The organism is Bradyrhizobium sp. Kon69, from assembly GCF_055807515.1.
In genome coordinates this window covers 1-252 of record NZ_JBVVOS010000474.1, presented here as the reverse complement: position 1 = coordinate 252, position 252 = coordinate 1, and the positions used below count along the sequence as shown (strand labels likewise).

Sequence of the window (252 nt, the reverse complement as noted above, 5' to 3'; positions counted from 1 at the left end):
ACGCGACCAACTGGAGCTGGCGCTGGCGATGAACTACGAGCGCAGCGGCCAGCTGGCCAAGGTGTTCGCCGCCGGGTTGCGGGCCATCAGCAATTTGAGGTCGGCTTCTTCCACCAACGCGTCCAGGCTGACATTGCGCTGGGCCTCGGTGGCCTCGGTGAACTGCCAGGTGAAGTCTTCGGCGAGTTTGGTCTGGTCGTTCGCCAGCCAATGCACGCGGCGCAGCAGGCCACGGGCGGACGCCACGTAAGC

Annotated in this window: 1 protein-coding gene; it reads right to left on the bottom strand. The window is 65.9% G+C overall.

All coding sequences use genetic code 11. From position 1 onward, the window contains the following. Window positions 1-33: 33 nt before the first annotated feature. Window positions 34-252, bottom strand: a 219-nt coding sequence (locus AC0L3U_RS39865; protein WP_473365192.1) for a hypothetical protein, incomplete at its 5' end; no start/stop codon positions are given.